Below are 1,915 nucleotides of genomic sequence, written 5' to 3' on the forward strand. Positions count from 1 at the left end.
GGTTCGATTCCGACGCCGCGAGGCCCGCCGCGCCGGTCCATGGCCATGACCGCGATGGATGCTCAGTTCCTTCAACACGGCTTCGATCCGGGCGTCGCAGGCAGATGCCTTCTCGTGGTAGGCGTCGAAAAGCGCAAGGGCCTGCTCGAGCGCAAACAGATGCTCGGCGCGGTAGCTTCCGGTGAGCGCCTTCGCGATCGTCTCGGCGCTGGAGTGGCAACTGTAATGGCGCAAGCACGCCAGCGCCTCAGGATCGCGCTCGCCGGCAAGGATCGCGCGTATGATACGCAGGCCGGTCGCGCCGGTGATGTCGGCGACGACGTGGTGCAGCTGAAGATTCATCTCCATCAAGGCCTTCTGCATATGCTGGATGTGTGAGGCCGCGTACTCCAGCAGACGCTCGCGCTGACGCACGTAGGCTCGCAGCTCGGCAATCTGCCCTTTGGGCCGAAAGCTGGCCCGCAGTAACCCGAATGAATGGAGCCGCTGCAGCCATTGCGCATCGCTAACATCGGTCTTTCGCCCCGGCACGTGCTTGGCATCGCGCGCGTTGACAAGAAACACGGTAAATCCTCGTGCATCGAGAAGCTCAAAGATCGGAATCCAGTAGACGCTGGTCGATTCCATGACGACGGTCTCGACGCCGCATTCAGTAAACCAGTCGACCAGCCGATGCAGATCGGCCGTGAAGGTACCGAAGCTGCGGTCTGGCTCCGGTGCGCGATCTGCCCTCACGGCAGCCATGTGCATAGTCGCTCCGACGTCGATGGCAGCCGCGTTCGGGTGCACCATTGGCATCTTACCACCGTTCCTCGACTTCGATCTTTTGGGGTTCATCTCCAATCCTCCTGCTGACGGCGGCGGAAGGGCTGGGCTGCGCTATTGGTCAGATTCCTAAACGGGATCGCCGAATGACGTCACCACTCTCAAGTGCGCAACAACCCATGGACCAGTTTTTTTTAACGGGGTCACCTGCCACCAAAATCGTATCGGCCGCTCCCCTCCGGTCGGCAATCTAGCGTTGGCCGTTTCTATCCCAGAGGGGGAACGCAGCGCCGCGCATAGTTTTTTAGAAGGAGCGCTCACCAAGGCGGGATTGCTGAGCGCAAAGCGATGATCGACCGTGGACACGATCTGTCGATCCCCAAGCAGGCGGAAGTTTTGAAGATCAGCCGCGGTAGATTATCTGCAGCGCCCGGTGTCGTCCGCCGACCTCGCGCTCATGCGGCATCTGGATCGGCTGCATCTGGAGTATCCTTTCGCCGGTTCGCGAATGCTGCGAGGCCTGCTGGCTGCCGAGGGGCGCAAGATCGGCCGTCGGCATGTCAGAACGCTGATGCGGCGGATGGGGATAGAGGCGCTGTACCGCCGTCCGCGCACCACCAGACCCGAGCCCGGCCACAGGATCTATCCATACCTGCTGCGCGGCATGGCGATCACGCGACCGAACCAGGTCTGGGCGATGGACATCACCTACATCCCGATGGCGCGCGGCGTGTATCTCGCTGTCGTTCGCGACTGGGCGACCCGCCGGGTTCTGCCGTGGCGGCTGTCGATCACGATGGAGGCGGCGTTCTGCGTCGAGACCCTGGAGGACGCTCTCGCTCGTCACGGCAAGCCCGAAATCTTCAATACGGACCAGGGCTCTCAGTTTACCGGCGCGCTCGCCAGCAACGGCATCGCGATCAGCATGGATGGCAAAGGAGCATGGCGGGACAACGTCTTCGCCGAGCGGCTATGGCGCAGCGTCAAATACGAGGAGGTCTACCTGCGGGCCTACGAAACCGTCGGCGAGGCGCGACATTCGATCGGGCGGTATCTCGACTTCTACAATCGCGCATCAGAACACCCATCTGTCTATGTTGTTGAAGAGAAGAGGCTTTGCTGATCGGGATGCGATCCCGTGGGGTATTTG

At 61.7% G+C, this 1,915-nt stretch carries 1 protein-coding gene and 1 pseudogene; one reads left to right on the plus strand and one right to left on the minus strand.

Going from position 1 to position 1,915, the window contains the following annotated elements; genetic code table 11:
- Positions 1 to 837 (minus strand): IS110 family transposase (locus IVB48_RS23620; RefSeq protein WP_247403467.1); only part of this gene is annotated, 837 nt, incomplete at its 3' end.
- Positions 838 to 1,065: 228 nt separating this feature from the next.
- Here IVB48_RS23620 and IVB48_RS23625 point away from each other — a divergent pair.
- Positions 1,066 to 1,834, plus strand: a pseudogene (locus IVB48_RS23625) (IS3 family transposase); the annotation flags it as partial.
- Between the last annotated feature and the right edge of the window lie 81 nt (positions 1,835 to 1,915).

Source organism: Bradyrhizobium sp. 76 (assembly GCF_023073025.1).
Lineage (GTDB): Bacteria > Pseudomonadota > Alphaproteobacteria > Rhizobiales > Xanthobacteraceae > Bradyrhizobium.